Source organism: Thalassospira sp. CA1, from assembly GCF_059052855.1.
In genome coordinates this window covers 41,784-68,240 of the sequence record NZ_JBZCIA010000005.1, presented here as the reverse complement: position 1 = coordinate 68,240, position 26,457 = coordinate 41,784, and the positions used below count along the sequence as shown (strand labels likewise).

Genomic DNA, 26,457 nt, shown 5'->3' with positions numbered 1-26,457 from the left:
TCATGCAATTGTTTGCACTGTGAAGCTCTCCAAAACTGGCGTAAGCTTCTGAGACAAAACAAGACATGTTGTGACCGAGAGTAAAACATGCCCGCAAGCCTTCGATATCTCAGCGCCCTGTTCGTCGTCGTCTCGCCCCTGATCGCATCGGGTGCGCACGCCAGTGCGACCGATGACAGCACGGCAGAAATGTCCGATATGGACCGCCCGGCCGCCTTTGCGGTCATGGACATGCGCGCCAGCAGCGCATGGGCGATCAATCATTTTCAGTGGCTGGCCCCGAACGAAGAAGCACTTGAAACACTTGTGTTTTCAGCGGGCAAAGGTCCGATGCGGCTTGATTTCGTCATGGACAATATCGTTCCGTCCTATTGCGAACTCCGCCCCGATCCCGAGAATTGCGATGGTCCGGGCGTCCCGGTCAGCTGGATGGAAGATGTCCCGCAAACCATCTGCATGGATATTCCGCTCGTGCTTAAGGCGCGCCACAAGGATGTTTTGAAAAAGGCCAACCTTCTGTGCCTGCAACCGCAAAGCAACCTGCTTTTCCCAGATGACTGGATTGCTGGCAACGGCTGGCCGCAAGTCCATCTGCACCAGACCGTCACACCGCGCAAAATCCGCCATGATGGCAGCACGGCGATCATTGACCTTGTCATTACCGATGCCATTGCCACGGGCATCGCCAACCTGTCTGAACAGGGCTATGGCCCGGCCAAAATCGGCATGAGCGATGATGAACTGCGCGACGTGATCGGCCCGAACCTTGATACCTTTATTGCCGGCGATGATGAAAGCTGCACCTATTTGCAACGCGATCTGGATCCGTCCGGACTGGGGTACATGGTCCTTGATGGCAAACTTGCCCGCGTGTCGCTTTATGGTGACGAACATGATGTTGCCACAAGCCTCGTGCGCACCCGCAATGGCCTTTCCATCGGATCGACCAAGGAAGACGTGTATGCCGCCTTTGCCGGTCAGACATTAATCGAGGAAGAAAACGAATATCTTGGCCCGGACGGGCGCTATGTCACCTGGTGGCAGGATGACGCCAAAACGCACGGCATCCGGTTTGAGATTGATGAAAACGGCACGGTCATCGCCATTCATGCTGGCAGCGATGCAATCACATTGATCGAAGGCTGCGTCTAATCCCCGACAACCAAGCAGCACCGCATTTTCTTTGCCGTTGACTTGCCCTGCCAAGCCGGTAAAAGCGCGTCTTGCGCAGATCATACAGATCTCGCCACTACCCAAAACCAACAACAATATTGCCATCCCCTTGCCGCAAAGCCCGACCAGAACGGCGTGCTTGCGGAGACACGAACACGAATGCAAACACCCATAACGTCCAACCTTGTTGTCCTTACCGGCGGTCCCGGTACGGGCAAAACCACATTGATCAATCATCTTGATGACCGGGGCTTTGACACCAGCCCCGAGGTGGCGCGTGCCATCATTGAAGAGCAGCTTGAACGCGGCGGCACCGCCTTGCCGTGGGAGGATAATGATGCCTATGCCGGGCTGATGTTCCGACGCTCCATCCGTGCCTGGCAGGAAGATATCCAAAACCATCCGCGCACGGTTTTCTGTGACCGCGGCCTGCCCGACACCTTGGCGCACCGAAGACTAAGCGGCCTTCCGGAAAACCCCGATCTGATCCGCGCGATCAATACCTATCGCTATCACCGGGTTGCTTTCGTTCTGCCACCCTGGTCGGAAATCTACAAAAACGATGCGGCGCGGACACAAAGCTTCTCCGAGGCCGTCAGAACATATGTCGTGCTGTGTCGGACCTATCATGAATGCGGCTATGAACTGGTCGAAATTCGTAAAGGCCCGGTCGAACAACGCGCCGCCCAGATCCTTGCCCGCCTCAAACTCTAAGAAACACGCCCTAAGATGACCTCAAACAAACCCGCATTCCGATTTGCCAAGCGTGCCGTCATGGCATGCACGGCCACAGTTGCGATGATCGCCAGCCTGCCGGCCATTGCCGCCTGCTATGACTGGCCGCTACGCGAATATCGCGGCAACTATGCCTATGACGGCGATACCATATATGTCGCCATTCCTGGCCTGCCGGATGAAATCGCCAATATGTCGGTGCGCGTGCGCGGGGTCGACACACCTGAAATGCGTGGCCAATGCGACAGTGAAAAGCAACTGGCGCAAAAGGCGCGGGACTATGCCCGCCAACGCCTGAAGGCTGCGACATCCGTGCAGTTCTGCGAACCGGAATGGGGTCGCTATGGCGGGCGCGTGGTGGCGTCTGTAAAGATTGATGGCAGCCCGCTTGATCTTGAGCTGATCGAAAACGGCCTCGCCCGCCCCTATGACGGCAAAACCAAACGTCAGCCCTGGTGCCAAGGTTGAGTGCCAAGGCTGAGTGTCACGGCTGATCAGATTGGCCTTTGATGTCACTTCGGTGTGAAGTCACTGGACAACAGCGATATTCCAACCATCTTTGCAAACAGGAAATCGCCAGACCGAAGTTCAGAAGGCTAAGTGACGAAATATGAGCAAGTATCACAAAGACCCGGATGCCATCCGCGACCTGTCGCCGGAACAATATTACGTGACACAGGAAAGCGGCACCGAACCGCCATTTCGCAATGATTTCTGGGACCATAAGGAAGACGGGCTTTATGTCGATATTGTCTCGGGCGAGCCGCTTTTTACCTCGCGCGACAAATTCGATAGCGGCTGTGGCTGGCCAAGCTTTGTGAAGCCTGTCCAATCCGAACACATCGTCGCCAAGGAAGACAACACGCACGGCATGCGCCGGATTGAAGTCCGATCCAAACATGGCGACAGCCACCTTGGCCACGTTTTTCCCGATGGCCCGAAGGATCGCGGTGGATTGCGTTATTGCATCAACTCGGCATCCCTTCGCTTTGTTGCGATCGAGGATCTTGAGGCCGAAGGATACGGCGATTACCGTCATTTATTCGAATAAACAGACAAAAAAGACCGGTGCGAAGCCGGTCTTTTTATTTGTATGATGATTAGAAATCACCCGGTGCACATTGCAGGCAAGTAAGCCCCATATCGCGCCATTTATCGACCACCCTTCTGCGATCATCGACCACCAGCCACGGGTTAAAGCCATCCTCTATGATCTTGGCAAGAAGGTCTTCCTTGACCTCTTCATCGGTGCGGTGATCGGCGTCAATTGGGCGCAGATACATACCATCAAACGGGATATCATGCGCACGCAGCCAGGCCTCTGACCGGTGCTGCCAGCCCGCCGGGCGGCCCGAACAGATCAGGATCGCATGGCCGGATGCATGCAGGATGCGCAACAGTTTCTCGATATTTTCAATCGGTTTGGCGTGGTCCATGGCGTCAAAGAACGCATCCCACTGTTTCTCCACACCATGAACCAGATGCCCCAAAGCATCGGCATCAAAATGCGCCAGCGTGCCATCCATATCAAACACGACTGCATCACGCGCATCACGGGCTTTGGGTTCAGTCACGCAGAAATCTCCTTGATCAGGTTTTCGGTCAAATTTTCATACTCCCAACCGATTTCCATCGGGCGGAACAGGATCGGGGTGGCGTTGGGCACACGCGGGCCATCGGCCTCAAACCCGGTCATGTAAAGAATGCAGCGCGCCACCCCGGAATGAGCAACGATCACCGTCAGGTCATCGCTGACCTCGGCCAGGGCCTGTTGCATGGCAAAGGATACGCGCTGGCACATGGCATCAAACCCCTCGCCATTGGGCGGGGTGTCAAAGCGCGGGCAAAGTTCCGAGATCGGACGGCCTTCGAGATCGCCCCAATGACGTTCGCGCAGACCATCAAGTACCCTGGCGTCATAACCCGGCAGCACCAGATTGGCCGTCGTGCGTGCCCGGTCCTGCGGACTGACATAAACTGCACGCCATTTCGCCATCGCCATCAGTGGCGCGATTGCCACCGCCTGTTCGCGCCCGGTTTCATTCAGCGGAGGTTCGTTTGACCCGGCAATGATGCCCGCCCGGTTGGCATCGGTTTCCCCGTGCCGAATGAAAACAAACGGCAGTTTGGGAAAATCGAACTTTTCAGCGGCATAGATCATGACCGGACATCACCTTTGTTGGAAAACGCATGCATTACAAATAGAACCGATCTGCAAGCTGTAGCCGCCCGTCAAACCCGTCGACAAGTCCAAAATCCTCAGGCCGGCTGGTGAATAACGGCACAACCTGCATCGCATGGCATTGATTGGCGAGATCAATCACATGGCTTGCCAATGGGTGCACGTTCCAGCGCCGGAAATGGGCATGGCCCTTTTCGACCATCTTGCGGGCCTCAATCGGCATGAAACCGGTAAAGATCACATGCGCACTTGCCCCCATGCGACCGGCATCCTGCCACTGATCAATCAGTTCACGCGCCTTGCCAAAGGTCGCGCACGGCGCATGACACAACAGCAAGCGTGCATCCGGATTGAAATGCTTTGCCTCGTCCTTGAGACTGCGCAACTGACGGATCGCGTCACTTGCGACGTAATCCGATCCATGGGCATCAAGCACCTGCTTGACCTGCCCGTAACAGCGGTCATCCATCGACCAGTCGGTCAGCCCATGACGTTCAAACAACAAAGCCATTTCTGCCGCCCGGCCACTGGGCGGCACGGGAAACAGGATTTGCCCATCCAGCTTGGTCATGGTGGTCAAAAGACTATCAATACGGACCTGCTGGGTCAGTTGTTCCATGCCATAGGACGCATCAAGCAACACGGTGGCGGCATCAGGCGGCGTGTCATAGAGGAAATAATCGGATTCCTGACAAAAATCGCCGGAATACAGCACCCCGCCCCCCAGTTCGAAATGCAGCCACACCCCGCCAAATGAATGGCCGGTGCGCCCGGTTGTCACCGTCACGCCATCGACCTGAATTTCCCCATAGGGCGGCAGCGGAATAACATTGGCGCCCTTGGGAAGGGAACGCGCAGTAACCTCGGTGCAATAGATCGGCAAACCGGCAGCAACGATTTCACCCGCCGCCCCGATATGGTCGATATGATCGTGGGTAATGAAAACAGCGTTAACTTTATTGAGCCACGCCGGATCAAATCCCTGATCACTTTCGGGACCGACCCCGCAATCAAGCAGCCAGCGCCGGTTAAAGAATTCCAGTCGCAGACAGGCCGGTCCCTTTTCACCAAGACCTGAAAGAACACGCATACGGGCTGACATCAGGCGGCCTCACCCGACATGCGGTCAAACACCCAGCCGTCATTGACCTTAAGGCCGACTTGCTCCCCGATCCGTGCACGGCGGTTGGCATAGACCGGCAAGGTCTGATCCGCGCCAATCCGAACCGACAGGCGGAACCGCCCGCCGAGATAGACGCAATCATCGACCTGACCGCGCAACGGCGCATCATCCGTGACCCAGACGTCCTCGGGCCGCAAGCAAAGACCGGCATTGGCAGTCGCAAGGCCATCGGCCAGTTTCGGGCAGATGCGTGCGGTAATGCTGCTTTGCCCCAACTGGACGGAGCAATTGCCGTTACTTCCGACCGTCACACCTTGTACCGGCAGGACCGCCCCCGCCCCGACAAAGCCCGCCACCATCAGATCGGCCGGTTCGCGATAGAGCGTTTCGGGCGCTGCCATCTGGCGGATGTGGCCCTTGTCCATCACGGCAATCCGGTCGGCCATCGCCATGGCTTCGGACTGGTCATGGGTGACGTAAATCATCGTCGCCCCGGTGCGACGATGGAAATCAAGAAACGCCTGCTGCATGGTTTCACGCAAATGGACGTCCAAGTTCGCAAGCGGTTCATCCAGCAACACCGCGCGTGGTTCCATGACAAGGCACCTTGCCAATGCCACACGTTGACGCTGCCCACCTGATAGTTCCGACGGACTGCGATTGGCATAGGGACCAAGGGCGACGATATCGAGTGCCTCGGCAATCTTGCGATCCTGATCGGCACGGCTGAGCCCGCGCACCTCAAGCGGATAGCCGACATTGCGGGCAACAGTCATATGCGGCCACAGGGCATAGGACTGAAACACGATGCCAAGATTGCGGTCTTCGGGACTGATCATGACATTGTTTTCAGGACTTGCCATGATCTGACCACCGAGTGAAATCTGGCCGTGATCAGGTTCCTCGAACCCGGCGAGCAACCTTAGAAGTGTTGTCTTACCGCAGCCGGACGGGCCCAGCAGAGCCACGAATTCCCCATCGGCAATATCAAGCGAGACCTGATTGACCGCCCGATAATCGCCAAAGCATTTGGTAATGCGCGAAAGATTTATGTCTGCCACGGTACAACTCCTTTGGGCAAACGACGCGCGGCAAGCTGAAAACAGCTCATCAGCGCGATCACCACCAGCACGACCAGAACCGCCACGGCCGAGGCCAGAACGGTGTCGCCACTGTCATCAAGATTGAAAATCAGAACGCCCAACGTCTCATTCCCGGCCGACCACAAAAGGGCCGAAACGGTCAGTTCATTAAAGGCGGTCAGGAAGACCAAAAGCGCCCCAGCCGCCGCCGAAGGGGCGGCAAGCGGCAGCAAGATATCGCGCAAGCGTCGCGACAACCCGGCACCACAGGCCTGGGCGGCTTCTTCAAGGGCCGGGTCAAGCTGGGTAAAGCTGTTCATCACCGGACGTAGCGCAATCACCAGAAAACGCGCCAAGTACGCGACAAAAATGATCGCAAGCGTGCCGTACAAACTAACATCAATCAGCGGAATGCGGATAAACAGCAAGATGCAGGCAATCGCCAAAACCACGCCGGGCAAGGCATAGGGCACCTCGACCAGAAGATTGATCAGCTTGGTCAGGTTCGAAGGCCTGCGCACCATCACATAAGCCAGCGGCAAGCACATCAGAACAAGCGTCACCGCCGCCCCCACGGACAAAACAAAACTGTTCTGGAATGCGCGAATGGTTGAGGGCTGCACGAACATGACTTCGTGAAACGCCTCGAACGTTGCGTTGGCGAATGTGAGTTTGACGCCAAAGGCCGGCACCAGTGCGGTGGTAAACAGCGCCAAAAGCGGAATGACCAGAATGGCAACCAATATCGCCCAAAGGACCATTTCAACCAAGCTCCGGCGTGCACCGAGTTTGACATCCAAAGGACGCCCGACCATCCCCATCAGGCGATAGTCACGTTTGGACAGCAAACGGTGATGCAGTGCCACACCACAAATCGCAATCGCGCCGATCAGCATGGCAAGAACGGAAACCTCGCCCAGAACAGACGGGCCAAACCCGGCAAGCTTTTGATAAATCAATGTCGGAAGGGTCTGGTAGCCCGCCGGAATGCCCAGCATCGCGGGAATGCCAAAATTGCCAAGCGCGGTCACAAAGGCCATGGCGGTTCCGGCAATCAGGCCCGGACTGGTCAGCGGCAAAATGATCTGCCACCACAAACGTCCGCCACGTGCGCCGGCCAGACGGGCGGCTTCGATCTGTTCGCGGGGCAACATGCGCAAATTGGCGCGCAACGTCAGAAACACGATGGAGGCATGCTGAATACCCAGCAAAAGGGCGATGCCTTCTGCCGAATAAAGTGGCTGCGGTGATCCCAGTGGCGGGGCCATGCCAATGGCGTTCAAAAGCGCACTGCTGGGCCCGGTCAGTTGCACCCAGCTAAGGGCCGTGATCTGTGGCGGGATCATCATCGGGATCATGAAACAGAACACGAGTGCCGCCTTGGCGCGGATATCGGTGAGCGCCACCAAAAAGGCAAAGGCGCCCCCGATCAGAAGGGAAATAATCGTTCCCAGACCCGCGGTATAAAGACTGTTTGCCGTGGCCCGCCAGGTTGATGAATTGCCCAGCACGTCACGAAAATAATCAAACGAAGGCACACCACCGACCATCACGCCTTCAAACCCAAGGCGCAGGATCGGCAAAATCGAAATAATAAATACCGGCACCACCAACCAAATCAGCAACCGGTCCGAAGACCGGTTGCCATTTGGTTTGGCGATTATGCCAGGCAGAACGCCGCGAAGGCGACCTGTAGCCTGCATTATTCAGCCCCGAACATGTCTGCGAATTTCTGTTTGTTGGCTTCGGCCTGTTCCAGCGCAATGGCCGGATTGAAGTCCATCAACTTGATCTCGCTGCGTGCCGGGAAACCGGCCGGAAGCGCCATGTCGTTACGGGCCGGGATGTAACCCATATCAAGCACCAGTTCCTGACCCTGTTCGGACAGAAGGAAGTCAACGAACTTGTGCGCGGCATCAACGTTCTTGGCGTCTTTCATGATCGCGACCGGCTCGGTCACATAGGTGACACCTTCAGACGGGAAGACGAAATCAACCGGCGATCCATCGGCCTTGCCACGAATGGCAAGGAAGTCGACAACCACACCATAAGGCTTTTCACCCGATGCAACCGCCTTGAAGGTGCCGCCATTGCCGCCCTTGGCACGGGCTTCGTTGGCTGCCAGTGCCTGATAGTAATCCCAGCCAAGATCCTTGTTCTCGGTCAGGGTCGACAGATGAATAAGGGCTGCACCGGAATAAAGCGGGCTTGGCATTGCGATCTGGTTTTTCACCGCCGGATCAGCAAGGTCTTTCCACGATGTCGGGGCTTTGACGGCGGTGTTGTAAACGATGCCGCTGGTGATCAGCTTGGTCGAATAGTAATAGCCTTCGCCGTCATAAAGACCGTCTTCATAGGCACTTGCCTCGCCCGATTTATAGGCCTGCAGCTGACCTTCCTGCTTGAGACCTTCAAGGGTCACGGTATCGGCAATCAGAAGAACATCCGGGCGCGGGTCGCCAGCAGCAATTTCCGCACGCAGTTTCGCCATCAGTTTGGTGGTGCCGTCACGGACCCACTCAACTTCAATTTCCGGGTTGGCAGCCATAAAGGCATCAACAGTGGTCTGGGCATCCTTGTTCGGCTGGCTGGTATAAAGAACCAGCTTTTCAGCAGCCTGCCCCACAACCGGCAGCATCATCGCGGCAGAGGCAACCGCAGCAAGAAGAACGTTACGCATGATCGGCATCCCTATAGATCGAAAAGAAGGTTTCGTTCGAAAATGTTTCGATCCGGAAGCTATCGGGATTTCGATTTCAGTTGTGTGACAACACCAAGAATTAAATGTTTCAATAGGAAAACCGGGCTATGCAGCGGTGTTTCAGCCTGTCTATACTCGGATCACAAGCGAAATAACAACTTTCGAACGAAAGAAAAGCCGTGACTAAAACGTCTGATGCAGTGCCCCTTGACCGCCGACGCGACCGCATTGTTGCCCTTGTCAAATCAACCGGCTTCATGGCGGTCGAGGAACTGGCACGCCGGTTTAACGTCTCGGTCCAGACCATCCGCACCGATTTGCGCGATCTGCACGAACAGGGGCGCGTGTTTCGCCGTCATGGCCTTGCGGGCCCGGCACCCGACCCGGACAACTCGGCCTATGAAAAACGTGAAGTCTGGAACCGCACCGGCAAAATGGCGATTGCCGCCAAGGTGGCTGATCTGATCCCCGAGGGCTGCACGATTGCGATTGGCACCGGCACCACCGCCGAGCTCGCCGCCCAGCATCTGGCATCGCATCGCAACTTAACGGTTCTCACAAACAACCTGCATGTGGTGATGGCGCTGCAAAATGCACCCAATGTCACGCTTCGCCTTGCCGGTGGCACGGTCCGCACCCGCGATCTTGATATCATCGGGGCGGACAGTGCTGACTTTTTCGGCAGCATGCGGGCCGATTTCGGCATTGTCAGTGTTGGCGGCATGAGTGACGAAGGTGATTTGCTGGACTTCAACATGGACGAAGTCCGCGCCAGGCGGGCACTGGTATCGTGCTGCGATCACGCCATCCTGATGATCGACGAGAAAAAAGTTGGCCGCAAAGCACTCTGCCGCGACGGCCACGCCAGCGATTTTCAGACTGTATTACTCAACACCGCGCCAAGCGACGCCCTGCAACGCGCACTGGTCAAGGCGCGCAGTCAGATTGTTGTGGTGTCTTAATCAGCAGGCAAGCGTGGCTTCTTCGCTGATGGTCAGGTCACCTTCGACATGCAGGGTGTGGTTGGGCGCGACGGCCTTCCAGCTATCGCTTTCGGTATCAAGCGGCTCAGAGACGACAATCACGTGATCATCGCGTTTGCGCCAGTAAAGTGATGGCGGCTTATCGTCGCTGGCGTGGCGGATGGCGCAGACGCTTTTGCCATTGGACAGGCAGGCGGTGAAGCGGAACGGTGACGTCGCACCGCGTACCTTCATTTCATTTTCAACGACCTCGATCGTGCGGCGAATGGCGCGGTGCGGGTCATCGCGCAGGCCGAGCGTCAGCATCAGGCAAAAGATCAGTTCGCTATCGGTGGAGCCCTGTCGGCCTTCGTAAAATTCGTCTTCGATCATCATTTCCAGGGATCGGCGCACCAGCGGGTAATCGCCAATCTGGCCGTTATGCATGAAAAGATACTGGCCGTTGGAAAACGGGTGGCAGTTGGTGCGGCTGGTGTGGGTGCCGGTCGAGGCGCGGACATGGGCAAAGAAAAGGCCGGACCGAATGTGATGGGCAAGCGATCGCAGGTTCGGGTCATTCCAGGCGGGCAGGATTTCGCGATAAAGCCCCGGTGTCGGGCGTTCGTCATACCAGCCAAGGCCAAAGCCATCGCCATTGGTCGGCGTTTTGGCCTGTTCGGCGTGCAGGCTTTGTTCGACCAGTGAATGGCGCGGCTCAAAGACCAGCTTTTCCAGATAAACCGGATCCCCGATATAGCTCAGCCAACGACACATGATTTGCCCCCGCACATGAATTTTGATCGCGCACATCTAAGCCGAATAATCACAGCATGGTCAATGTGATATTGTGTGTCTCTGTCCTGATTTCACGGCATGGCTGAAAGTCCGGCATTTGTTGGCAAAAAGAACAACAAACCTCTTGCCAAGGCGGGTGATTGTCCGTATTTTCCGCGCCACAAAATGAATCGTGCTGGTGTAGCTCAGCTGGTAGAGCGGCGCATTCGTAATGCGTAGGTCGTAGGTTCAAATCCTATCACCAGCACCATTTTGTAAAACAAAGACCCGCCAAGACGCAGCCTGCTGCATCTTTGGCGGGTTTTGTGTTTTCTGGCCGTTTGCAGCGCAATCTTTTCACATTCCCCCTACCCGATGCGTCTGTTTGCAAGGAACCGTTATAACTTCTTGCAGATCAGGGGCGGCATGATGGCGGCCCTTTTGAGTGTTGCAAGACACCATTGGGGAGTGCAGGCATGACCGATAGTGACGCGCCCAAACCAGCCAAGGCTTCGACCAAATCCACCGACAATTCCGATAACGGGCAACCGTCATCCGAAGCGGGTGCGGCAGACGCCGAAAACAATCTGCGCGAACCAACCGAAGCCCCGGACGCGATCAGCTCCGAGCAGGCCGCCGTTGATATGATGGCAGCCCTTTGCCGTGACTTTGGCCTGCCGGGCTTTGAGCAAGCTGCATCGAGCGGTCAGGCTCAGCCATCACAGCAGTCACAGCCAATGGAAACCGCGTTTCAGATCATTCAACGTTATCTGCTTGATGGCGGGACGTCATCGCCAACCCCAATAACCGCAAGTGCGCCGACGGAAGGCTACGCCAGCCCGCTTGAAAACATGGACCCTTGGTATAGTACTGACAGTGGTTCGGCTGCCACCAATACCCAGTCTGGCACCACGGACGCGCAATGGGGCGTAACCACGATCCATGCGGACGGCAGCACAACCGACATGACGGGGCCCGTCATCCGCGATGACATGTTCCGCACCGCCATGCCGACCCTTCAGGGAAAGGCAGACACCACCGCCGATACGCCGGACTGGGCGATCAGCATGGAACAGGGCTATCCCCTGTCGCCGACCAAGACCAGTGCGCAAACAGCCATTTCTGCGAAAATGCTGGCACCGGATGTGCCAAAATCCTTGTGTAAATGGTCTTTGCATGTCGGCACATCAACAGATGCGCAGTCCGAACTTTCTGTCACGGCACCGAACGCAGCCCCGTCACAATTACGCGCACTTCTGTTTGATGCAATCGATGCCAATGGCGCTGCCCCCCAGATGTCCGAAGTGCCGATTTATGGCGGCGCACCGCATGCCATCCATCTTGAACAGACGGTTGGCGCGACGGGGAGTGAAGCAACCCCGGATGTGGCGTTGATCCGCCTGATCTTTGCTGATCGTGCGCCGGTGCCGATCCATCTGGAATATGTCGGTACCCTGCCAAGCCCCATCGTTGCGGGAAATGTGATGGTCGCCCCCAATTCCAGCATCCCGTTCTGGGTCCAGATCACCCCGCCCAGCGAAGGCGACAAGGGGGCTGGTCTTGTTGTTCTGGTGCGCTATGAAGCCGAGACCAGCTTTGATGTCACCGCCCAGCTGATGACCCAGGCCAGAACCAGCACCCCAACCGCGATCCTGAGCTGCAATGCCCAGCATGATCAATCGGCCTGCCGGGCTGCCAGCATGATCTCTGATAGCAGAGGACGGCTTGAAACCGGATTGACCGGTCTGCCAACCGATCCGGATGCCGCCGATCTTGAAAAATACGGGTTCATTCCACCGGCCTTTATGCTTGATGCAGACACAAGCGCACCAGCATCAGCGCCGAGTTCGACGTCGACAACAGCAAAAGCTGCGCCCACACCCACGCCGGCGAAATCCGGCGCAGCGGCAAAAACATCCGATCCGGGCGATGATGGTGACGCAGACAGCAGCGACAGCAGCAAAACCAGCAGCAGCAGCAATGCCAAATCGTCACCGGGCACAAGCAAAGGCAAGAACGGCAATAGTGACAACAGTGACAACTCTGGCAGCACTGATAGCAGCAAAGGAGGCACCTGATGTCTGGGCAGGCGCGAAACGATGTAACCACGGCAAGTGATCGCAAGGACGCGGTCCGGAAGGCGTTCAATCAGGAATATCTGGCAACCCAGCAGGCCATGGCGCAAGCCGCCGAACGGGCCCGCGCCCAGGTTCTTGATCAAAAACAGACCATTTCCAATCATGCCGAAAACGTGAAATCCGGCGCACAGGCCCCGCAGCCCGCAATCGGCAGCCAGCAAACAGGGCAAGCCACCCCACATCCTCAGGCGGCACAACAAGGGGCACCGCATATGGCATCGGATCCAAACATGCAAAACGGCCAGCAGGTCATGTTCGATATCGCAAATGAAATCCGCAACATCATCGCACGCGAGATTGACTTGCGCATGCAGGCCTTGTCCGAGAAGGTGGAAACCGCCCTCGCCGAAGCCTTCCCGCCAAGGGATCCGAAAAAGGAACAAGACCCCCAATCTTCAGGTCCCGCGCCCCAGCAAAAGACATCCGGCAAAAAGACCTAGGGTCAGGACCTACTAATTTGATTTGAATGGTTCACCGGATTTGTGCGGATACGCGAAGCAAAACCGCAGGAAGATATACATCTTTCAAGGCTTTGCGACAAAGTAGCCCGTGCAAATCCGGTAAATCCGAAGGACAGACGTTATATTTGCAAACTCCTGCGTCAGCCCCCTTGGCCGGGATAGCAGCCCGCCCGGCGGGCGTTTCCTTGGATTTCACAAATATAACGTCTGCCATTCGAACCAAATTAGTAGGTCCTGACCCTAGCTTGATGTCTGCAACCGGGCATCGCCCGGAACAGGAACGGCAATAACAAGCGCATCAAAGCGCGACGATCTGTCCCCAACCTATCCTCAGCCCGCATCGCGACGGCTGCGCCGTTGCGCACGAAAACACAACTATAGGATGTATAGAAACTTTTATTCACAATTATTTTGCGGCTACGTCATAATGATTACCGCAAAACTTAATCAGCCTATGGTTGCATTCAATCAACCGGAGGGGTCCATAGTGCAGAACGAAAAGAACAGTCCGCAGGATGAGGCAACCCTGACAGAAGCCGAGATCAGCTTTGCCAAAAGTCTTGAACAAAGCCTGTCGCTGGCGTTGGGTGATGATGACAAGGTGACGTCAATCTGGTCCCGGTTAAAACCCGAACAACGGGCGCGCATTGCCGAAGATTATCTGGCAAAGCTTGCCGCGACCGACGACCCCGGAGATCAAGAAGCCGATCAAAAGTCCGGTCACGACAGATTGACGCCCCCGGCAAGTAGCGCCCTTGATGCACGCGCCATCATGCAATCGATGGCACCCGCGGCAAAGCCGGCAGACACCCGCCCCGCCGCAACCGCAAACCCCGGCACGGCAACAAACCAGGGCCAGCCACGATACAGCCCGCCGCCCGGTTACCCGGCAGACTTCAACCCGCTGGCAGGCTTCCCGGGCCTTGAACCATCGCGGAGCGGCCCGAGCCCCGAAGACATCATTGCCGGTGCGCTTGGCACGCCTGGCGGCACACCGACCGACCCGCTTGATATCCTGCGTGGTCTTGTGCCGGGGGCAGAAAGCCCGACATTGCGCCAACCGGTGCCCCATATGCCGGTCCGGCAAACACCGACGGCACCGGGGACACCAAATACCCCCGATGACGGACAATATTCCTCCCCGCAATCCACGCCGCAAACGCATCCGCAACCGGATGCCGATTTGGGCCCGGCGGCACCGAATTTCTGGCCGCTGTGGATTGATCAGCAAGACACGCTTTTGAAACAATGCCTGAAACTGATGTCAGGCAATATGGATGATGCGCAAGATGCACTGTCCGAGGCGATGGTCAAGGCATCGACCAAATTCGAAGAATCCATGGATGAAATCCGCAACCATCGCGCCTGGCTGTCGCGCATTGTCCATAACGCCTGCATTGATTTGCACCGGCAAAACCGGCGCAAGGCGGAATACCGCGAAGAAACCCATGGGGCGGCTGACACACCGGCATCCCCGATGACAGCCCCGATCACACCAAGCCCCGAGGAATCATATCTCGCTGGCGAAAAACTGGATCAGCTCGAAGCGGCCCTTCTTGAGATGCAGGAAAAACTGCGCAAGCCGCTTTTGATGCGCTGTGTTCAGGACCGCACTTATGACGAGATTGCAGCGGCCCTGGGCTTAAGCAACTGCGCAGTGCGCAAACGTGTTCAGCTGGCCCGCGAACACCTGAGGGCTTCGGGCATTCAATAAGAATACGTGCGTAAAAAAACGACCAACTCGCAAAAAAGACGCGTCACAACGATACACCACCAGCGTCGATAGACTGAAAACGGGACGGCGAAACCCCGACAGAAACACAACAGCAAGCAGCACACCGCAAAGCGTAACGAAGGAGACTTTACAATGGCGATTCCGACCCCGGTAAATGGTCAGATCACTGATGCAGTCACCCAGGCTAACGTGAAAGTTCTGGGCGACGCCCCGGCAATGGCAATGGGCTCGATCTTCCAGTCCCTCGCACATTCCACCGGCATTCTTTATGAAAACGCCGTCAGCGCACAGCAGCAGATCGGCATCACCTCGCAGGCCGCAACCAACCAGGGCGTCATCCAGATCTATTCGGTCGACACGATGGCAGACTCTGTTGCGACCTCCAAAATTGCCAAAAGCGACGTACCCGACAACATGCTGTCGCTTCTTACCGCTCTTCAGGCAACCAAGGGCTGATTCTCAAAACATCTTTGGCCCCAAAGCCAGTTTCAAATCGGGCGGTCGCAATCATCAGCGATCGCCCGATTTCATTTGGTCAAGGCTTTGCAAAACAATCGGTTCTTTTGCAAAGCCCGGCGTCACAAGACGCCAAGCCCCCCGTCATCTGTCTGACCGCAACACACGCAAAGTGGCTGGTTTGGAACATCTTTTCCTTCCAGCATTTCCCTAGGCAAACAGGAGATAAACAGTGGCTGATAACACTCCGCTAAATGGTCAGATCACAGATGCCGTGACCCAGGCGAACGTGAAAGTTCTGGGCGACGCCCCGGCAATGGCGATGGGTTCGATCTTCCAGTCCCTCGCACATTCGACGGGCATCCTGTATCAGAACGCCGTCAGCGCCCAGCAGCAGAACGGCATCACCTCGCAGGCCGCGACCAATCAGGGCATCCTGCAGATCTATTCGGTTGACACCATGGCTGACGCCGTTGCGACCTCCAAGATCGCCAAAAGCGATGTGCCCGACAACATGCTGACGCTTCTGACGACGCTTCAGGCAACCAGAAACTGATTTTGATCAGGGTTTCGGCCCGTCCAGCCAATATCACACCGGGCGGTCGTATTGATCTGCGACCGCCCGTTTTCATTGTGGCGACGGTTCTGCAAGCAATCCAAGTTTTTGCCAGCCCATCGTCACAAGACACCAAGTCCCCCGTCATCTGTCTGACCGCAGGACATGCGGAAAGGGTCGGTTCGGGGCCTTACGTTCCTTCCGGCACTTCTTTAGGTAACCAGGAGATACACAATGGCTGATAACACTCCGGTCAATGGTATGATTACCGACGCCGTCACCCAAGCCAATGTCGAGGTCATGGGTGATGCGCCGGCAATGGCCATGGGCTCGCTTTACCAGTCGCTGGCGCATTCTCATGGCATTCTCTATGAGAACGCTGTCAGCAGCCAGCATCAGGTGGGCATTTCCTCTCAGGCGGCCACCAATCAGGGCGTCATCCAGGTCTACTCTGTCAACACCATGGCGGGGGCCGTTGCGACCTCGAAACTCGCCGCAAGCGACGTTCCCGACAATATGCTTTCGCTGTTGTCGGCCCTTAAGGCCACGACCGGTACGGCCGTGTCCTAAACATCCCCACTGGTTTCGCCGCCAACCCCGCCCGGCATGCATGCGCTTGCCGGGCTTTTTCTTTCACAAATGCCCGCGCTCGGCGTCAAACCGATACGTAGCACTTCCGCCAGCCCATTCCTCCAGACAAGGAGACGGACATGCCATCGGCACCACCTGAGCAAGACGGCAAGAAATCCCAGCACCACCCCGCCAGTCACCACGAAGATGAACATCAGTGCTCGGTTTCAGATCAGATCACTGACAGCGTTGCCCAGACCAATGTTGCCACGATGGGGGCCGGTCCGGGCTTCGCCGCGTTGCAATCCATGATGGGTCAGGCGCAATCGCAGAACATCCTGATGGCGAACATGGTCTCGGCCCAAAAGCAGAATGCCATGATCGGCATGACGACCATGACCCAGAGCATTCTGCAAATGATGAAACGTCGTAGTTAATAAGGATCACCCCGATGAGCAATCCGAACGAAGTCGACGAACAAATTACCGACAGCGTCACCCAGACCAACACATCGGTCATTGCCAATGGCCCGGCGATGGGCGCGATGCAGACCTATCTGTCGCAGGCCCAGGCACAGGGGATCCTGTTTGCCAACATGGTCAATGAACAGCAGCAACAGGCGGTCGCAAGCCTTGCAACCACCATGGAATGCGCAAAGGCCACCCTGTCGGTCCAGGACAACAAGCCAAATTTTTTTACGACACAGCAGACTGGGACGAAGGGGAAATAGCATCTTACGACGGCCTCGATGCGACAGGGGATTCGGATACCGTGTCCCTCGAAGACGCAGATTCACAAGAATCCGGCGATCAGAAAGGTGAAGGTCAAGATAACACCGAAACCAGTTCTTGGCTTGGCCAGGCCGACCCAATGTTTATGGGGGATGGATCGGACTACAAGGAAAAGTTTGACTACGCCGCCAGCGCCCAGGGCGAACAGACAAAGGACGTAACATGAGTGATATCGTAAACCCGCAAGTTACCGATGCTGTCACCCAGACCAACGTCAAAATTCTGGGTGAAAGCCCGGCACAGGCGGTTTCCATGGCCATGCAGTCGCATTCACATGCCACCGGCCTAGCCATGGAAAACGCAACCCTGACACAAGGCAACATGCAACAGGTTGCCAATACAGCAACGTCAAAGCTTGTTGCCCTGATCACCGCCCAGGCGGGCTAGGCGCAACAGACTCTAATTGATCACAATCACGTCCGTGCGACGTCTAGAGATGTGCGGTCAGACCGATCGCTTTTTCGGAGGATAACATGGCAATTCCAACCCCGGTGAATGGTCAGATTACAGACTCTGTGACCCAGAGTGCGGTCAGTGTTCTTGGTTCCGCGCCTGCGAATGCGATGGGTGCGATTTACCAAAGTGCGGCCCATTCAACATCGATCCTGTTCCAGAACGCGGTTCAGGCACAGCAACAGGCATCGATGTGTTCGCAAGCCGCCACCAATCAGGGCGTGATGCAGCTTTATTCCGTCAACACCATGGCGGGTGCGCAGGCAACAGCCAAACTCGGCCGGTCCGACAACAGCGATGCGCTTTTGACACTACTCGTAATTTTGGCAGCAACCCGCCGCTAGGCACATGATCCGTCTGGTCCTGCCCGGACCAAATACGGTCAAAACATGAGGGCGTGAAATGGCAGACAACACCCCTGTAAACTCACAAATCACCGATGCAGTGACCCAGAACAACGTCAAGGTTCTGGGCGAAGCACCGGCACATGCCATGGGGCTTGTGTATCAGACGATGGCACATTCCATCAGTTTGTCGATGCAAAACGCCATGCAGACCCAAGGTGGCCTGCAGCAGATCGGCAACGCCGTCACATCAAGCGCCTGCCGTATGATCCTGGAAAGTACTGGCGGTGGCATGGGCGGCGGCAAAAGCGGCGAATAACGCGCCCGCAGATTTTATGGCTCCTGGCCCGTCCCGACAGAGATAATCAAACCGGTCTTTTGACTCGTTGCATATGAGGTTTTCGATGGCAGACGACGACGCAAAACAGAACGAAGATCCGAAAGCTGAAAACAAAGATCAGGGCAATGAGCCGGACAAAGCCGCGTCCCCCGCCGACAAGGGTGGTGACGACGACAAAAACGCCGCAGACACCAAGGACGCGAAGGACGGTGGCGCTGCGAACGGCGATAAAAAGGCCGATGACAAGGATGATGCAAACAAACCGGCATCCCCGTCTGATCCCGCAGCTCCGGACAATCCGCCGGGCACCCCGCCGCTCAGCACGGCATTGAACCCGCAGATCGTGCAAGCTGTCGGCACGACCAACCATGCGGTTCTGAACGGTGCGATCCCCGGTGCCAATGGTGTCGCCTATCAAAAGGTTGCCCAGGCCGCCGCCTATGCGGTGCAGGATTCCACGGATTATCTGCGTAATATCATGTCGATGGCCTCCGCCACCACCGGTGTCGCCATGCAACAGATGCTGGCCACAAAGGAAGTCGACCCTTATTCCAAGATCATCAAGGCTGCGACCGATGCGGTCAGTGACGCCCAGACAACCTTTTCCAAGGTCGGCACGTCAGCCAGTTCGGTGGTGAAGGATTTTGACAGCCTCGCCTAAACAGGCTCAGGCGCTGCGCATCAGCTCGATACGGTGGCAGGTTTCTGAGAAATCCGGGGCAAACAGTTTAAGACTGACACCTGTCCCCTGAAGCTCATAGGCGCCCATTTCCTCTGTCGGGCAGGAAATGAACCGGGCCACGGTCGAACTGACCAGAACACGTCGACCAAGTTGCTTGGTAAGCTGTTCGATGCGGGCCGCTTCGTTGGCAGCCTGGCCGACCACGGTAAAATCGACGCGTTCGGAGACGCCGACATTGCCGTAAATGACATCGCCAACATGCATGCCAAGGCCATAATCAAAGGATGGCTTTCCTTCTTCTTCGCGTTTGGCATTAAGTGCATCGATATTGAGCTGTGCTTCGGCAGCGGCATAGACGGCAGACACACATGCCTGTTCAAGATTGTTTTCATCGTCACCAATCGGGAAGATTGCCAAGGTCGCATCCCCGATATAGCGCAAAACCTGCCCACCGTGCTTAAGCACGGCACCGGCTGTTGCGCCAAAGAAATCATTCATTTCGCCCAGAAACGCATCATCACCGACATGGGTCGCAACCGAGGTCGAGTTGCGCATATCCGAAAACCAGATTACTGCGCGGGTTTTGGTGCTGTCGCCCAGTTTGATCTGACCATTGCGGACACGTTGCCCGGCATCGGTGCCAAGATAGGTTTCCAGAATGGTGCGGGTTTCTTCGTGGTTGATGCGCATTTTGCACGACACGGCAAAGCGGCGCTGAATACCTGACAGGATCGCCAGATCCTCGTCCGAGAAACCACTGGGACGCCGCGTCAGATAGGTCATGAAGATGCGGTTGCTATTGAGCGTACTGTCGCTGTCGGTTACGAACGGGGTCATCAGGGCGTAATAGTCTGTGCCCCGTTGGCGGCGGAAAGTTTCAAGGATCGGGAAATCGACAACCGCGCTGGGGCCAATAAGATGACGGCGCATGAAGCTGACATCGCTATCAAGCATCCATTTCATCGGGCTTTCGGCCCAATCGCGATCCTTTTCGTCATCGCCCATGTGGGTGGTACGCACAACCTGGCCGTTTTCCTTGGTCCAGATATAGGAAACACCTTCATACAGCGGATGCAGGGTCTTGAACGCGACCATAACGCGATCAATCGGGATTCCCGATGCGACCAGACGGCTGGCCATGCCTGACAGAAGTTCGCTGATGTCGGTATCATCAAGCGCACATTCCATCAGCCAGTCGTTAACAGAGCGCACAAAGCCACGCGCGGCTTGCGCGTTGTTGGTTCCGGGAAGCGGGGTTACCACGCCGGATGAAGACTGGTTATTGGTCATGGGCACGCTCCGTCCGTTCGTCTGCTTGATTGTCGCACTGCCGTTGGTTCAAATCCAGACCCTAAATAGAACAGCAATGCAATTTAGCAATTATTGATTTGGAAACAGTTATTTTCCGGCAAACAAATGACTATTGGTCACTTAAAACGCAAGGGCTATCTGTCAAAAAACTGTCGCACTTTGCCGGCACCGGAATTACGCAGTCTCAAAACGACTGAATTCAACGTTATTGCGGCTGTGCCGGCGGCAGGTAAATACGCGCCAAAAGCCCGCCCTTCTGGGAGTCCTCAAGGTATATTTCGCCACCATGCGCCCGGACGGCTGTGCGCGCGATTGCCATCCCAAGACCAATACCGCCGGTATCACGATTGCGTGACGCTTCAATCCTGAAGAATGGTTCAAACACCTGTTCGCGTTGTTCGACCGGTATCCCAGGCCCGTCATCGGCAATCTCGATCCACAGGCCGCCGTCATCGGCATCGCGCACCGCAACCTCGACCGTATCGCCAAAATTAAGGGCATTGGACACCAGATTGCCAAAGGCGCGCTTGATCGAAAGCGGCCGGCACGGATAAACCCGGGTATCGACCTCGCCAATATATCTGATTGGGCGTCCGGTTTCCGCCAGATCCTCGACCGCGGATTCAACAAGGGCGGTCAGATCGATTTTGCGGGTTTCCTCGTTCGCGGTTTCTTCGCGGGCGAAGGTCATCGCCGCTTCGACCATCTGTTCCATTTCATCAAGGGTTTCGATGATGCGTGCACGGTTTTCCGGATCATCGACAAACTCGGCGCGCAGACGCAGCGACGTGATCGGTGTGCGCAGATCATGCGAAATGGCGGCCAGCATCCTTGTGCGATCCTCGACAAAGCGTTTGAGGCGGGCAGTCATGCGGTTAAAGGCCCTTGTGGCGCGTCTGATTTCAATCGGACCGGTTTCAGGCACCGGTTCGGGATAATCCCCGCGCCCGACACGGTCGGCTGCCCGTGTCAAAACGTCCCACGACCGGGAAATCCGGCGCGCCAGCAAGAAGGCAATCACGGCAATGACAAGCCCGGATGCCAGAACACGCAAAAGGTTGTCGAACACAAACCACGGTGGCGAGACCACCCCGCCGATCATGGCTTCCAGCCAGACATCGGGCGCTGTGCCGGTTGGCTCCCCGTCCAGACCAAGGATCCTGATCGGCACAACAAGGCGCATCACCGGCGAGGTATCGCAATCAAACCGATCAAGGTAGCGCAACGACCAAGGGGCTCGGCGATCATCATCACGGTCATCATCGCGATCATGATGATCATCGTCGTGGCCGGATCGCTCCATACGGTCACGTTCCAGAAACGCATCCTTTTCACGCCGGAGTGTTTTACGTTCCGTCCAGCATTCATCCTCGGACAGGATTTCAACCCGAGCCGGAACCCCGGTTTCAAGGTCCAGTGCCTCGTTCAAACGCTGGCTCAGCGTGTCCGAGGTAAATCCGTCACCGGAAACCACATCACTTTCCGGCACCAGCCGCAGGCGGTTTTGCGGTGATTGCGCCACGCGCAACACATCGGCCCAGTTATCACGCGGGGTTGTTGTCAGAATGCGCGAAATTGCCGCCACCCGTGACAGGGCATAACCGCGCCGCTCAGACGCCACCGCATCCCGGCGTTCTTCGGCCAGCATGACACCAAGGACGATGTGGGTCAGGATGATTGCGCCCAACAGCAGACAGACAAGCTGCGCGGTCAGACTTTGCGGCCAAAGGCGTTTGATCAGGCGGCGCTTGGTCATTTTTCGGTCACCTCGCAGGTGAACATGTATCCCCCGCCCCAGACGGTCTTGATCAGGGTCGGGTTCTTGGCATCATGTTCAATTTTCTTGCGCAGGCGGCTGACCTGATTATCGATGCTGCGATCAAACGGCACGGCTTCGCGCCCACGGGTTAGATCAAGCAACTGATCGCGGTTAAGCACCATGTTGGGATGTTCGACAAAGGCACAAAGCAGGCCATATTCCCCGGCACTGAGTGGCACGACCACATCATTGGCATCGCGCAATTCATGGCGGGTACGATCCAGCACCCAACGGTCAAAATGCACCTGCCCGCCCGGAAGCGGCCCCTTGCGCCCGACCGGAAGACTTTGCGCCCGCCGCATCACGGCCTTGATCCGGGCCAGCAATTCGCGCGGATTGAACGGTTTGGCCAGATAATCATCTGCGCCCATTTCAAGACCAATGATACGATCGGTTTCCTCGCCAAGGGCGGTCAGCATCACAACCGGCACATCATAATTTTCACGCAGCCAGCGACACAAACTCAGGCCGTCCTCGCCCGGCATCATCAGATCCAGCACGATCAGGTCGGGTGCGATGTTATCCGCCATCAGCTTTCGCAACTCGCGCCCGTCAGATGCCAGCGTCACGCGATATTCATGCTGGCGCAGATACCGCCCCAGAAGGTCACGGATATCACGGTGATCATCGACAACAAGAATGTGGGGCTGGTCGCTCATATGCGGTCCTGAAATCAAAATTCTGTTCCACGGCTAAGGTAACGCGTCGGCACTTCCGGCAGAAACGGCAATTTGTATCAGATTGTCGCAAAACGGCCTTTTGGCAAAGCTTGCGACCATTTTGCCGGTTCACCGGGATCATTTCGCGACAATCATAGGCGATAACGGGCTTCAACACATTGATCCCCCAAAAACCTGATGAGGTCCCCGATGAAACGCAAAACCACCCTTAAACTTGCCGCGGCCCTGATTGCCACCACCATGATCGCAACCCCGTTTGCAGCGACTTATGCATCGCCCGGCGAACGTGAACATAAAGGCGAATATATGCGGGGTGAACACGGTGAATACGGCGAACATGGCAAGTACGGCAAAGGCGGCATGTTCCATGGCGAAGGCCGCGCACGCGCCGTGCCATTGACCACCGACGAAGCCCGCACGCTGGTTGATGCGATGCTTTTGAAAATGGGTGAAGCCAACCTCCAAACCGGTGATGCAAAGGCATCCGAACAGGCAGGCAAGATTGATGTTGTCTTGCTGAATGCCAGTGGTGATGTGGTCGAGGTTTTGAAATTTGATGAAAAAACCGGCCGCATGGATCGCGGCACCCGTCATGACCTGCGCAAACTGATCGGTAAACCGAACAAAGACAAGGCCGCACGTTTTGATCGCAAATTCACCGCTGATCAGATGACGCTTCTGGCCAATGCGATGGTGATCCGGTTTGGCAATGGTGAGCTTAAACTGGGTGACATCAGCGAAACCCCGCGCGGTACCTATACCGCCACCGTTTCCAATCAGGCCGGTGACATCGTCCGCGAAATGGAACTGAGCAGCGTGACCGGACGCCCGATCAGCTGATCGGTCCGTCAAACCTGACCTTCCCCGGTCCGGGGACTTCCCCCATCCCAACCGATACCCCGGACCCGCCTGCGCCCTCAAGGCTCCCCTTGGGGGCGTTTTGCGTTTTGGCGTTTAACTTCATCGGCTTGTCACGCAATTGGGTTTGACGGCCTTGCGTAATCCAAGCATTGTTACGCGCTTCTATAAACAGCCCCATGAAAGAAGCACCATGACGACCAACACCCCAAAGTCCCAGCCCAGAACAGCCACCCTTTCTGATATCCCCGCATTAACAGCCCTTTGGCAGGAAACTGGGATTTATCGCCCGTATAATCCGCCAGAATGGGATGTGCGTTTTGCTCTTGAAAGCAAGGAAGCCACCCTTTTTGCTTGGGAAGATAACAGCAATAACATTATCGGCTCTATCATGGCGGGTCATGACGGGCACCGTGGCTGGGTCTATTATATGGCCGTCACACCAACCATGCAGAAATCCGGGCTGGGTCGCCGCCTGATGAAGGTCGGGGAAAACTGGCTGCGCGATCAGGGTGTCTGGCGGATGCAATTGATGGTGCGTGCGGATAACCATGCGACACAGGATTTTTATCACCATCTTGGCTATCGCGCCTGCGACGTCACGGTGATGCAAAAAGACATCAACACCCCGCCTGCCGACCGCTAAGGCGTCAAAACATTACATGGCATCGGCAATGGTCGATGCCGCGTTTTGTTCCGTCGGTGCTGGTTCCTGCTGATTTTTAATCGCGATGGTCGCATGGGCGATCCGGCGTGCGCGCTCATACAGGCGGTTGATGCGTTCGACCATCGCGACCTCAATCCGATACCGACGAATATCAAGATCGCGCGGGCCGATTTCATCACTGACCTTGCGCAGGGTCGTATCAAGCTTGGTGGTGAACTCCGCCTTGCGGCCCAGCACACGATTGGCGGCCTCCAGATCCTCAGCGGAAAAGGCGGTCATCGCCTGTTTCAGGCAATCTTCGGCGATTTCATAAAGCTCTGCCATTTTCTGGCGGTTTTCGTCTGATGGCATGTGGCGAATATCAAGCCATTCTCCAACCAGCTTGACCATTTCCTCGCTGATCAGATCACCAACAGCTTCAAGATGGTTGCTGACCGCAAGCTCGTTCTGCATGCGGTTGAGGTCAGCTGCCAGCAGTTCCGCACGCGGCAGCTTTGCCGCAAACAGCGCAATCGCGTCTTGCAGGCTGTCGACCCCGTCATCCAGTTCGCCAAGCTTTTTAAGCTTCGGTCGTGTCGGGTTGCGCAGGTTTTCGCGCCCGCGCCGCACGACATCAATCACCACATCGCCCATATGCATGACTTCATTGCGTAGCAAACTAAGGGCTGCTGCCGGGGCAATGGTCAGTTCGTGGATGACATATTTCGGCTCCGGGCTGAGGCGCGGTTCGGTATCTATTTCGGCCGGGACCAGCTTTTCAATCAGGCGTGCGATCAGGGGCACAAAGCCGATCATCAGGATGACGTTGGCAACGTTGAAAATGGTGTGCGCGTTGGCAATTTCACGCGCAATATCGACGGTCTCGGCGGTGCGCCCGGTGGTGATGAACTCCACAAGCGTCACCAGATGATCAATAAAGGGCAGCCAGATCAAAACCCCGACCAGGTTAAACAGGATATGACCAAGGGCGGTTCGGAACGCATCGCGGTTCTTGCCAATCGTCACCAAAAGGGCCGTGACACAGGTGCCGATGTTGGCCCCGAAAATAAGCGCGATCCCGCTATCAAGGGGCACCAACCCCTGCCCGGCCAGAACAATGACAATCCCCATGGTCGCCGCACTTGATTGCACCAGCGCGGTAAAGGCCGCCGCGACCAACATGGCGAGAAACGGATTGCGCATCTGGCCCATCACATCGATGAACGGGCCATAGGTCCGAAGCGGTTCCATGGCATCACTCATCATACCCATGCCAAAGAACAGCATCCCCATGCCCAGCACCGCCTTGCCGATCAGCGTAAACCGCTTGCGATCGGCCAGCATCGTCATGGCAAAGCCAATCGCGATGACAAGCGGGGCGATGGCATCAATCCGAAAGGCGATGATCTGCGCGGTCAGGGTGCTACCGACATTGGCCCCCATGATCACGGCAATCGATTGCGCAAACGGCATCAGTCCGGCGGATACAAAGCCGACCACCAGCACGGTCGTAACACTTGAAGATTGCACCAACCCGGTAATGACCGCACCCGAAACGGCTGCCCAAATACGATTGCGCGTCATGCCAGACAAGACGCGGCGCAGCCTTGCCCCGGCAAGGGTTTTAAGCGCGCCCGCAAGGTGATCCATCCCGTATAAAAACAGCGCAAGCCCGCCAACCAAACCGATGGCCATCGACCAAGTATCAAGCGATGGCGCGTCGTCCGCCGCCCATGCAGTCGAGTGGGTCACAAGGAGCAAGAGCGTGCTTGCAAGGATGGATTTCAGGATGGGTGGCATTGGGCACCGGTCGAGGTAATCGGTTGAAAACAAACCGACCATAGCGCAGTTTGGGGACGAAACCCAATTGGATGTTTAGTCCCTT

At 56.5% G+C, this 26,457-nt stretch carries 31 protein-coding genes and 1 tRNA gene; 21 read left to right on the top strand and 11 right to left on the bottom strand.

Annotated elements, in window-relative coordinates:
- The first annotated feature begins 87 nt into the window (after positions 1-87).
- The 4 genes from AC5Q5A_RS10490 to msrB all read left to right on the top strand — a co-directional run bounded on the left by AC5Q5A_RS10490 (position 88) and on the right by msrB (position 2,959).
- Positions 88-1,152 carry a hypothetical protein gene (locus AC5Q5A_RS10490; protein WP_493895228.1) on the top strand — a complete coding sequence of 355 codons (1,065 nt, stop codon included), beginning with the start codon at positions 88-90 and terminating at the stop codon, positions 1,150-1,152.
- Between the two features lie 180 nt (positions 1,153-1,332).
- Positions 1,333-1,887, top strand: coding sequence for an AAA family ATPase (locus AC5Q5A_RS10485; RefSeq protein ID WP_008890503.1), 555 nt, complete (start codon positions 1,333-1,335; stop codon positions 1,885-1,887).
- Positions 1,888-1,902: 15 nt separating this feature from the next.
- On the top strand, positions 1,903-2,376 hold the full coding sequence (locus AC5Q5A_RS10480) for a thermonuclease family protein (protein WP_493895227.1): 474 nt from the start codon (positions 1,903-1,905) through the stop codon (positions 2,374-2,376).
- Between the two features lie 142 nt (positions 2,377-2,518).
- Complete coding sequence (gene msrB, locus AC5Q5A_RS10475; RefSeq protein ID WP_493895226.1) at positions 2,519-2,959, top strand: peptide-methionine (R)-S-oxide reductase MsrB; 441 nt, start codon at positions 2,519-2,521, stop codon at positions 2,957-2,959.
- Positions 2,960-3,008: 49 nt separating this feature from the next.
- Here the strand turns inward: msrB and AC5Q5A_RS10470 are convergent, their stop codons facing one another.
- The 6 genes from AC5Q5A_RS10470 to AC5Q5A_RS10445 are packed head-to-tail and all read right to left on the bottom strand — an operon-like array spanning position 3,009 to position 8,975.
- Entirely contained in the window at positions 3,009-3,482 is a 474-nt protein-coding gene (locus AC5Q5A_RS10470) for a phosphatase domain-containing protein (protein WP_493895225.1), read from the bottom strand.
- Positions 3,479-4,069 carry a histidine phosphatase family protein gene (locus AC5Q5A_RS10465; protein ID WP_417837363.1) on the bottom strand — a complete coding sequence of 197 codons (591 nt, stop codon included), beginning with the start codon at positions 4,067-4,069 and terminating at the stop codon, positions 3,479-3,481. The genes AC5Q5A_RS10470 and AC5Q5A_RS10465 overlap by 4 nt, the downstream gene beginning before the upstream one ends.
- Positions 4,070-4,103: 34 nt before the next feature.
- Positions 4,104-5,192, bottom strand: a complete 1,089-nt coding sequence (locus AC5Q5A_RS10460; protein WP_493895224.1) for an MBL fold metallo-hydrolase — start codon at positions 5,190-5,192, stop codon at positions 4,104-4,106.
- Positions 5,192-6,274, bottom strand: a complete 1,083-nt coding sequence (locus tag AC5Q5A_RS10455) for an ABC transporter ATP-binding protein (RefSeq protein WP_493895223.1) — start codon at positions 6,272-6,274, stop codon at positions 5,192-5,194. The genes AC5Q5A_RS10460 and AC5Q5A_RS10455 overlap by 1 nt, the downstream gene beginning before the upstream one ends.
- Complete coding sequence (locus AC5Q5A_RS10450; RefSeq protein WP_493895222.1) at positions 6,262-7,998, bottom strand: ABC transporter permease; 1,737 nt, start codon at positions 7,996-7,998, stop codon at positions 6,262-6,264. The genes AC5Q5A_RS10455 and AC5Q5A_RS10450 overlap by 13 nt, the downstream gene beginning before the upstream one ends.
- Positions 7,998-8,975, bottom strand: a complete 978-nt coding sequence (locus tag AC5Q5A_RS10445; RefSeq protein ID WP_493895221.1) for an ABC transporter substrate-binding protein — start codon at positions 8,973-8,975, stop codon at positions 7,998-8,000. The genes AC5Q5A_RS10450 and AC5Q5A_RS10445 overlap by 1 nt, the downstream gene beginning before the upstream one ends.
- A gap of 200 nt (positions 8,976-9,175) precedes the next feature.
- Between AC5Q5A_RS10445 and AC5Q5A_RS10440 the strand changes: the two genes are divergently transcribed.
- The gene (locus tag AC5Q5A_RS10440) at positions 9,176-9,958 is read left to right on the top strand and encodes a DeoR/GlpR family DNA-binding transcription regulator (RefSeq protein ID WP_197147152.1); all 783 of its coding nucleotides are present in this window, start codon (positions 9,176-9,178) and stop codon (positions 9,956-9,958) included.
- Here AC5Q5A_RS10440 and AC5Q5A_RS10435 read toward each other — a convergent pair whose 3' ends face one another.
- Entirely contained in the window at positions 9,959-10,732 is a 774-nt protein-coding gene (locus tag AC5Q5A_RS10435; RefSeq protein WP_493895220.1) for a class II glutamine amidotransferase, read from the bottom strand.
- Positions 10,733-10,927: 195 nt separating this feature from the next.
- Here AC5Q5A_RS10435 and AC5Q5A_RS10430 point away from each other — a divergent pair.
- From AC5Q5A_RS10430 to AC5Q5A_RS10365, 14 genes are all read left to right on the top strand, one after another.
- Positions 10,928-11,003: transfer RNA gene (locus AC5Q5A_RS10430), tRNA-Thr, on the top strand.
- Between the two features lie 205 nt (positions 11,004-11,208).
- On the top strand, positions 11,209-12,810 hold the full coding sequence (locus tag AC5Q5A_RS10425; protein ID WP_493895219.1) for a hypothetical protein: 1,602 nt from the start codon (positions 11,209-11,211) through the stop codon (positions 12,808-12,810).
- Positions 12,810-13,310 (top strand): hypothetical protein, encoded by a 501-nt coding sequence (locus AC5Q5A_RS10420; protein ID WP_493895218.1) that lies wholly within the window; start codon positions 12,810-12,812, stop codon positions 13,308-13,310. The genes AC5Q5A_RS10425 and AC5Q5A_RS10420 overlap by 1 nt, the downstream gene beginning before the upstream one ends.
- A gap of 508 nt (positions 13,311-13,818) precedes the next feature.
- Positions 13,819-15,045, top strand: coding sequence for an RNA polymerase sigma factor (locus AC5Q5A_RS10415; RefSeq protein ID WP_493895217.1), 1,227 nt, complete (start codon positions 13,819-13,821; stop codon positions 15,043-15,045).
- Between the two features lie 153 nt (positions 15,046-15,198).
- A complete protein-coding gene (locus AC5Q5A_RS10410) occupies positions 15,199-15,522 on the top strand; it encodes a RebB family R body protein (RefSeq protein ID WP_008890488.1) in 324 nt (107 codons plus the stop codon).
- Positions 15,523-15,754: 232 nt separating this feature from the next.
- Positions 15,755-16,078, top strand: coding sequence for a RebB family R body protein (locus tag AC5Q5A_RS10405; RefSeq protein WP_008890487.1), 324 nt, complete (start codon positions 15,755-15,757; stop codon positions 16,076-16,078).
- Positions 16,079-16,312: 234 nt separating this feature from the next.
- A complete protein-coding gene (locus tag AC5Q5A_RS10400) occupies positions 16,313-16,648 on the top strand; it encodes a RebB family R body protein (RefSeq protein ID WP_008890486.1) in 336 nt (111 codons plus the stop codon).
- 140 nt (positions 16,649-16,788) lie between these two features.
- On the top strand, positions 16,789-17,085 hold the full coding sequence (locus tag AC5Q5A_RS10395; RefSeq protein ID WP_287444157.1) for a RebB family R body protein: 297 nt from the start codon (positions 16,789-16,791) through the stop codon (positions 17,083-17,085).
- A gap of 14 nt (positions 17,086-17,099) precedes the next feature.
- A complete protein-coding gene (locus tag AC5Q5A_RS10390; RefSeq protein WP_008890484.1) occupies positions 17,100-17,378 on the top strand; it encodes a RebB family R body protein in 279 nt (92 codons plus the stop codon).
- A gap of 41 nt (positions 17,379-17,419) precedes the next feature.
- Positions 17,420-17,605: a hypothetical protein gene (locus AC5Q5A_RS10385; RefSeq protein WP_063088406.1), complete on the top strand. Its 186-nt coding sequence runs from the start codon at positions 17,420-17,422 to the stop codon at positions 17,603-17,605.
- Positions 17,602-17,826, top strand: coding sequence for a RebB family R body protein (locus tag AC5Q5A_RS10380; RefSeq protein ID WP_008890482.1), 225 nt, complete (start codon positions 17,602-17,604; stop codon positions 17,824-17,826). Before AC5Q5A_RS10385 ends, AC5Q5A_RS10380 begins: the two co-directional genes overlap by 4 nt.
- A gap of 86 nt (positions 17,827-17,912) precedes the next feature.
- A complete protein-coding gene (locus AC5Q5A_RS10375) occupies positions 17,913-18,236 on the top strand; it encodes a RebB family R body protein (RefSeq protein WP_008890481.1) in 324 nt (107 codons plus the stop codon).
- A 58-nt stretch (positions 18,237-18,294) separates the two neighbouring features.
- Complete coding sequence (locus tag AC5Q5A_RS10370) at positions 18,295-18,555, top strand: RebB family R body protein (RefSeq protein ID WP_008890480.1); 261 nt, start codon at positions 18,295-18,297, stop codon at positions 18,553-18,555.
- Positions 18,556-18,640: 85 nt separating this feature from the next.
- A complete protein-coding gene (locus AC5Q5A_RS10365) occupies positions 18,641-19,237 on the top strand; it encodes a hypothetical protein (protein WP_493895216.1) in 597 nt (198 codons plus the stop codon).
- Between the two features lie 6 nt (positions 19,238-19,243).
- Here AC5Q5A_RS10365 and AC5Q5A_RS10360 read toward each other — a convergent pair whose 3' ends face one another.
- From AC5Q5A_RS10360 to AC5Q5A_RS10350, 3 genes are all read right to left on the bottom strand, one after another.
- Positions 19,244-20,548 (bottom strand): adenylate/guanylate cyclase domain-containing protein, encoded by a 1,305-nt coding sequence (locus AC5Q5A_RS10360; protein WP_493895215.1) that lies wholly within the window; start codon positions 20,546-20,548, stop codon positions 19,244-19,246.
- A gap of 226 nt (positions 20,549-20,774) precedes the next feature.
- Positions 20,775-22,325, bottom strand: coding sequence for an ATP-binding protein (locus tag AC5Q5A_RS10355; RefSeq protein ID WP_493895214.1), 1,551 nt, complete (start codon positions 22,323-22,325; stop codon positions 20,775-20,777).
- Positions 22,322-23,047 (bottom strand): response regulator, encoded by a 726-nt coding sequence (locus tag AC5Q5A_RS10350; RefSeq protein WP_063088408.1) that lies wholly within the window; start codon positions 23,045-23,047, stop codon positions 22,322-22,324. Before AC5Q5A_RS10350 ends, AC5Q5A_RS10355 begins: the two co-directional genes overlap by 4 nt.
- A gap of 210 nt (positions 23,048-23,257) precedes the next feature.
- Here AC5Q5A_RS10350 and AC5Q5A_RS10345 point away from each other — a divergent pair, with 210 nt between their 5' ends.
- Both AC5Q5A_RS10345 and AC5Q5A_RS10340 read left to right on the top strand, forming a co-directional pair.
- Positions 23,258-23,908 (top strand): hypothetical protein, encoded by a 651-nt coding sequence (locus tag AC5Q5A_RS10345; RefSeq protein WP_493895213.1) that lies wholly within the window; start codon positions 23,258-23,260, stop codon positions 23,906-23,908.
- Positions 23,909-24,119: 211 nt separating this feature from the next.
- Positions 24,120-24,572: a GNAT family acetyltransferase gene (locus tag AC5Q5A_RS10340; RefSeq protein ID WP_493895212.1), complete on the top strand. Its 453-nt coding sequence runs from the start codon at positions 24,120-24,122 to the stop codon at positions 24,570-24,572.
- 12 nt (positions 24,573-24,584) lie between these two features.
- Here AC5Q5A_RS10340 and AC5Q5A_RS10335 read toward each other — a convergent pair whose 3' ends face one another.
- Positions 24,585-26,372, bottom strand: a complete 1,788-nt coding sequence (locus AC5Q5A_RS10335) for a Na/Pi cotransporter family protein (protein WP_493895211.1) — start codon at positions 26,370-26,372, stop codon at positions 24,585-24,587.
- Between the last annotated feature and the right edge of the window lie 85 nt (positions 26,373-26,457).

What these genes read in the sequence shown, in the direction of transcription:
- AC5Q5A_RS10490 (WP_493895228.1), top strand. Translation starts at nt 88, where the DNA reads ATGCCCGCAAGCCTTCGATATCTCAGCGCCCTGTTCGTCGTCGTCTCG.
- AC5Q5A_RS10485 (WP_008890503.1), top strand. Translation starts at nt 1,333, where the DNA reads ATGCAAACACCCATAACGTCCAACCTTGTTGTCCTTACCGGCGGTCCC.
- AC5Q5A_RS10480 (WP_493895227.1), top strand. Translation starts at nt 1,903, where the DNA reads ATGACCTCAAACAAACCCGCATTCCGATTTGCCAAGCGTGCCGTCATG.
- msrB (WP_493895226.1), top strand. Translation starts at nt 2,519, where the DNA reads ATGAGCAAGTATCACAAAGACCCGGATGCCATCCGCGACCTGTCGCCG.
- AC5Q5A_RS10465 (WP_417837363.1), bottom strand. Translation starts at nt 4,069, where the DNA reads ATGATCTATGCCGCTGAAAAGTTCGATTTTCCCAAACTGCCGTTTGTT.
- AC5Q5A_RS10460 (WP_493895224.1), bottom strand. Translation starts at nt 5,192, where the DNA reads ATGTCAGCCCGTATGCGTGTTCTTTCAGGTCTTGGTGAAAAGGGACCG.
- AC5Q5A_RS10450 (WP_493895222.1), bottom strand. Translation starts at nt 7,998, where the DNA reads ATGCAGGCTACAGGTCGCCTTCGCGGCGTTCTGCCTGGCATAATCGCC.
- AC5Q5A_RS10445 (WP_493895221.1), bottom strand. Translation starts at nt 8,975, where the DNA reads ATGCGTAACGTTCTTCTTGCTGCGGTTGCCTCTGCCGCGATGATGCTG.
- AC5Q5A_RS10435 (WP_493895220.1), bottom strand. Translation starts at nt 10,732, where the DNA reads ATGTGTCGTTGGCTGAGCTATATCGGGGATCCGGTTTATCTGGAAAAG.
- AC5Q5A_RS10425 (WP_493895219.1), top strand. Translation starts at nt 11,209, where the DNA reads ATGACCGATAGTGACGCGCCCAAACCAGCCAAGGCTTCGACCAAATCC.
- AC5Q5A_RS10420 (WP_493895218.1), top strand. Translation starts at nt 12,810, where the DNA reads ATGTCTGGGCAGGCGCGAAACGATGTAACCACGGCAAGTGATCGCAAG.
- AC5Q5A_RS10410 (WP_008890488.1), top strand. Translation starts at nt 15,199, where the DNA reads ATGGCGATTCCGACCCCGGTAAATGGTCAGATCACTGATGCAGTCACC.
- AC5Q5A_RS10400 (WP_008890486.1), top strand. Translation starts at nt 16,313, where the DNA reads ATGGCTGATAACACTCCGGTCAATGGTATGATTACCGACGCCGTCACC.
- AC5Q5A_RS10395 (WP_287444157.1), top strand. Translation starts at nt 16,789, where the DNA reads ATGCCATCGGCACCACCTGAGCAAGACGGCAAGAAATCCCAGCACCAC.
- AC5Q5A_RS10390 (WP_008890484.1), top strand. Translation starts at nt 17,100, where the DNA reads ATGAGCAATCCGAACGAAGTCGACGAACAAATTACCGACAGCGTCACC.
- AC5Q5A_RS10380 (WP_008890482.1), top strand. Translation starts at nt 17,602, where the DNA reads ATGAGTGATATCGTAAACCCGCAAGTTACCGATGCTGTCACCCAGACC.
- AC5Q5A_RS10375 (WP_008890481.1), top strand. Translation starts at nt 17,913, where the DNA reads ATGGCAATTCCAACCCCGGTGAATGGTCAGATTACAGACTCTGTGACC.
- AC5Q5A_RS10370 (WP_008890480.1), top strand. Translation starts at nt 18,295, where the DNA reads ATGGCAGACAACACCCCTGTAAACTCACAAATCACCGATGCAGTGACC.
- AC5Q5A_RS10365 (WP_493895216.1), top strand. Translation starts at nt 18,641, where the DNA reads ATGGCAGACGACGACGCAAAACAGAACGAAGATCCGAAAGCTGAAAAC.
- AC5Q5A_RS10360 (WP_493895215.1), bottom strand. Translation starts at nt 20,548, where the DNA reads ATGACCAATAACCAGTCTTCATCCGGCGTGGTAACCCCGCTTCCCGGA.
- AC5Q5A_RS10355 (WP_493895214.1), bottom strand. Translation starts at nt 22,325, where the DNA reads ATGACCAAGCGCCGCCTGATCAAACGCCTTTGGCCGCAAAGTCTGACC.
- AC5Q5A_RS10350 (WP_063088408.1), bottom strand. Translation starts at nt 23,047, where the DNA reads ATGAGCGACCAGCCCCACATTCTTGTTGTCGATGATCACCGTGATATC.
- AC5Q5A_RS10345 (WP_493895213.1), top strand. Translation starts at nt 23,258, where the DNA reads ATGAAACGCAAAACCACCCTTAAACTTGCCGCGGCCCTGATTGCCACC.
- AC5Q5A_RS10340 (WP_493895212.1), top strand. Translation starts at nt 24,120, where the DNA reads ATGACGACCAACACCCCAAAGTCCCAGCCCAGAACAGCCACCCTTTCT.
- AC5Q5A_RS10335 (WP_493895211.1), bottom strand. Translation starts at nt 26,372, where the DNA reads ATGCCACCCATCCTGAAATCCATCCTTGCAAGCACGCTCTTGCTCCTT.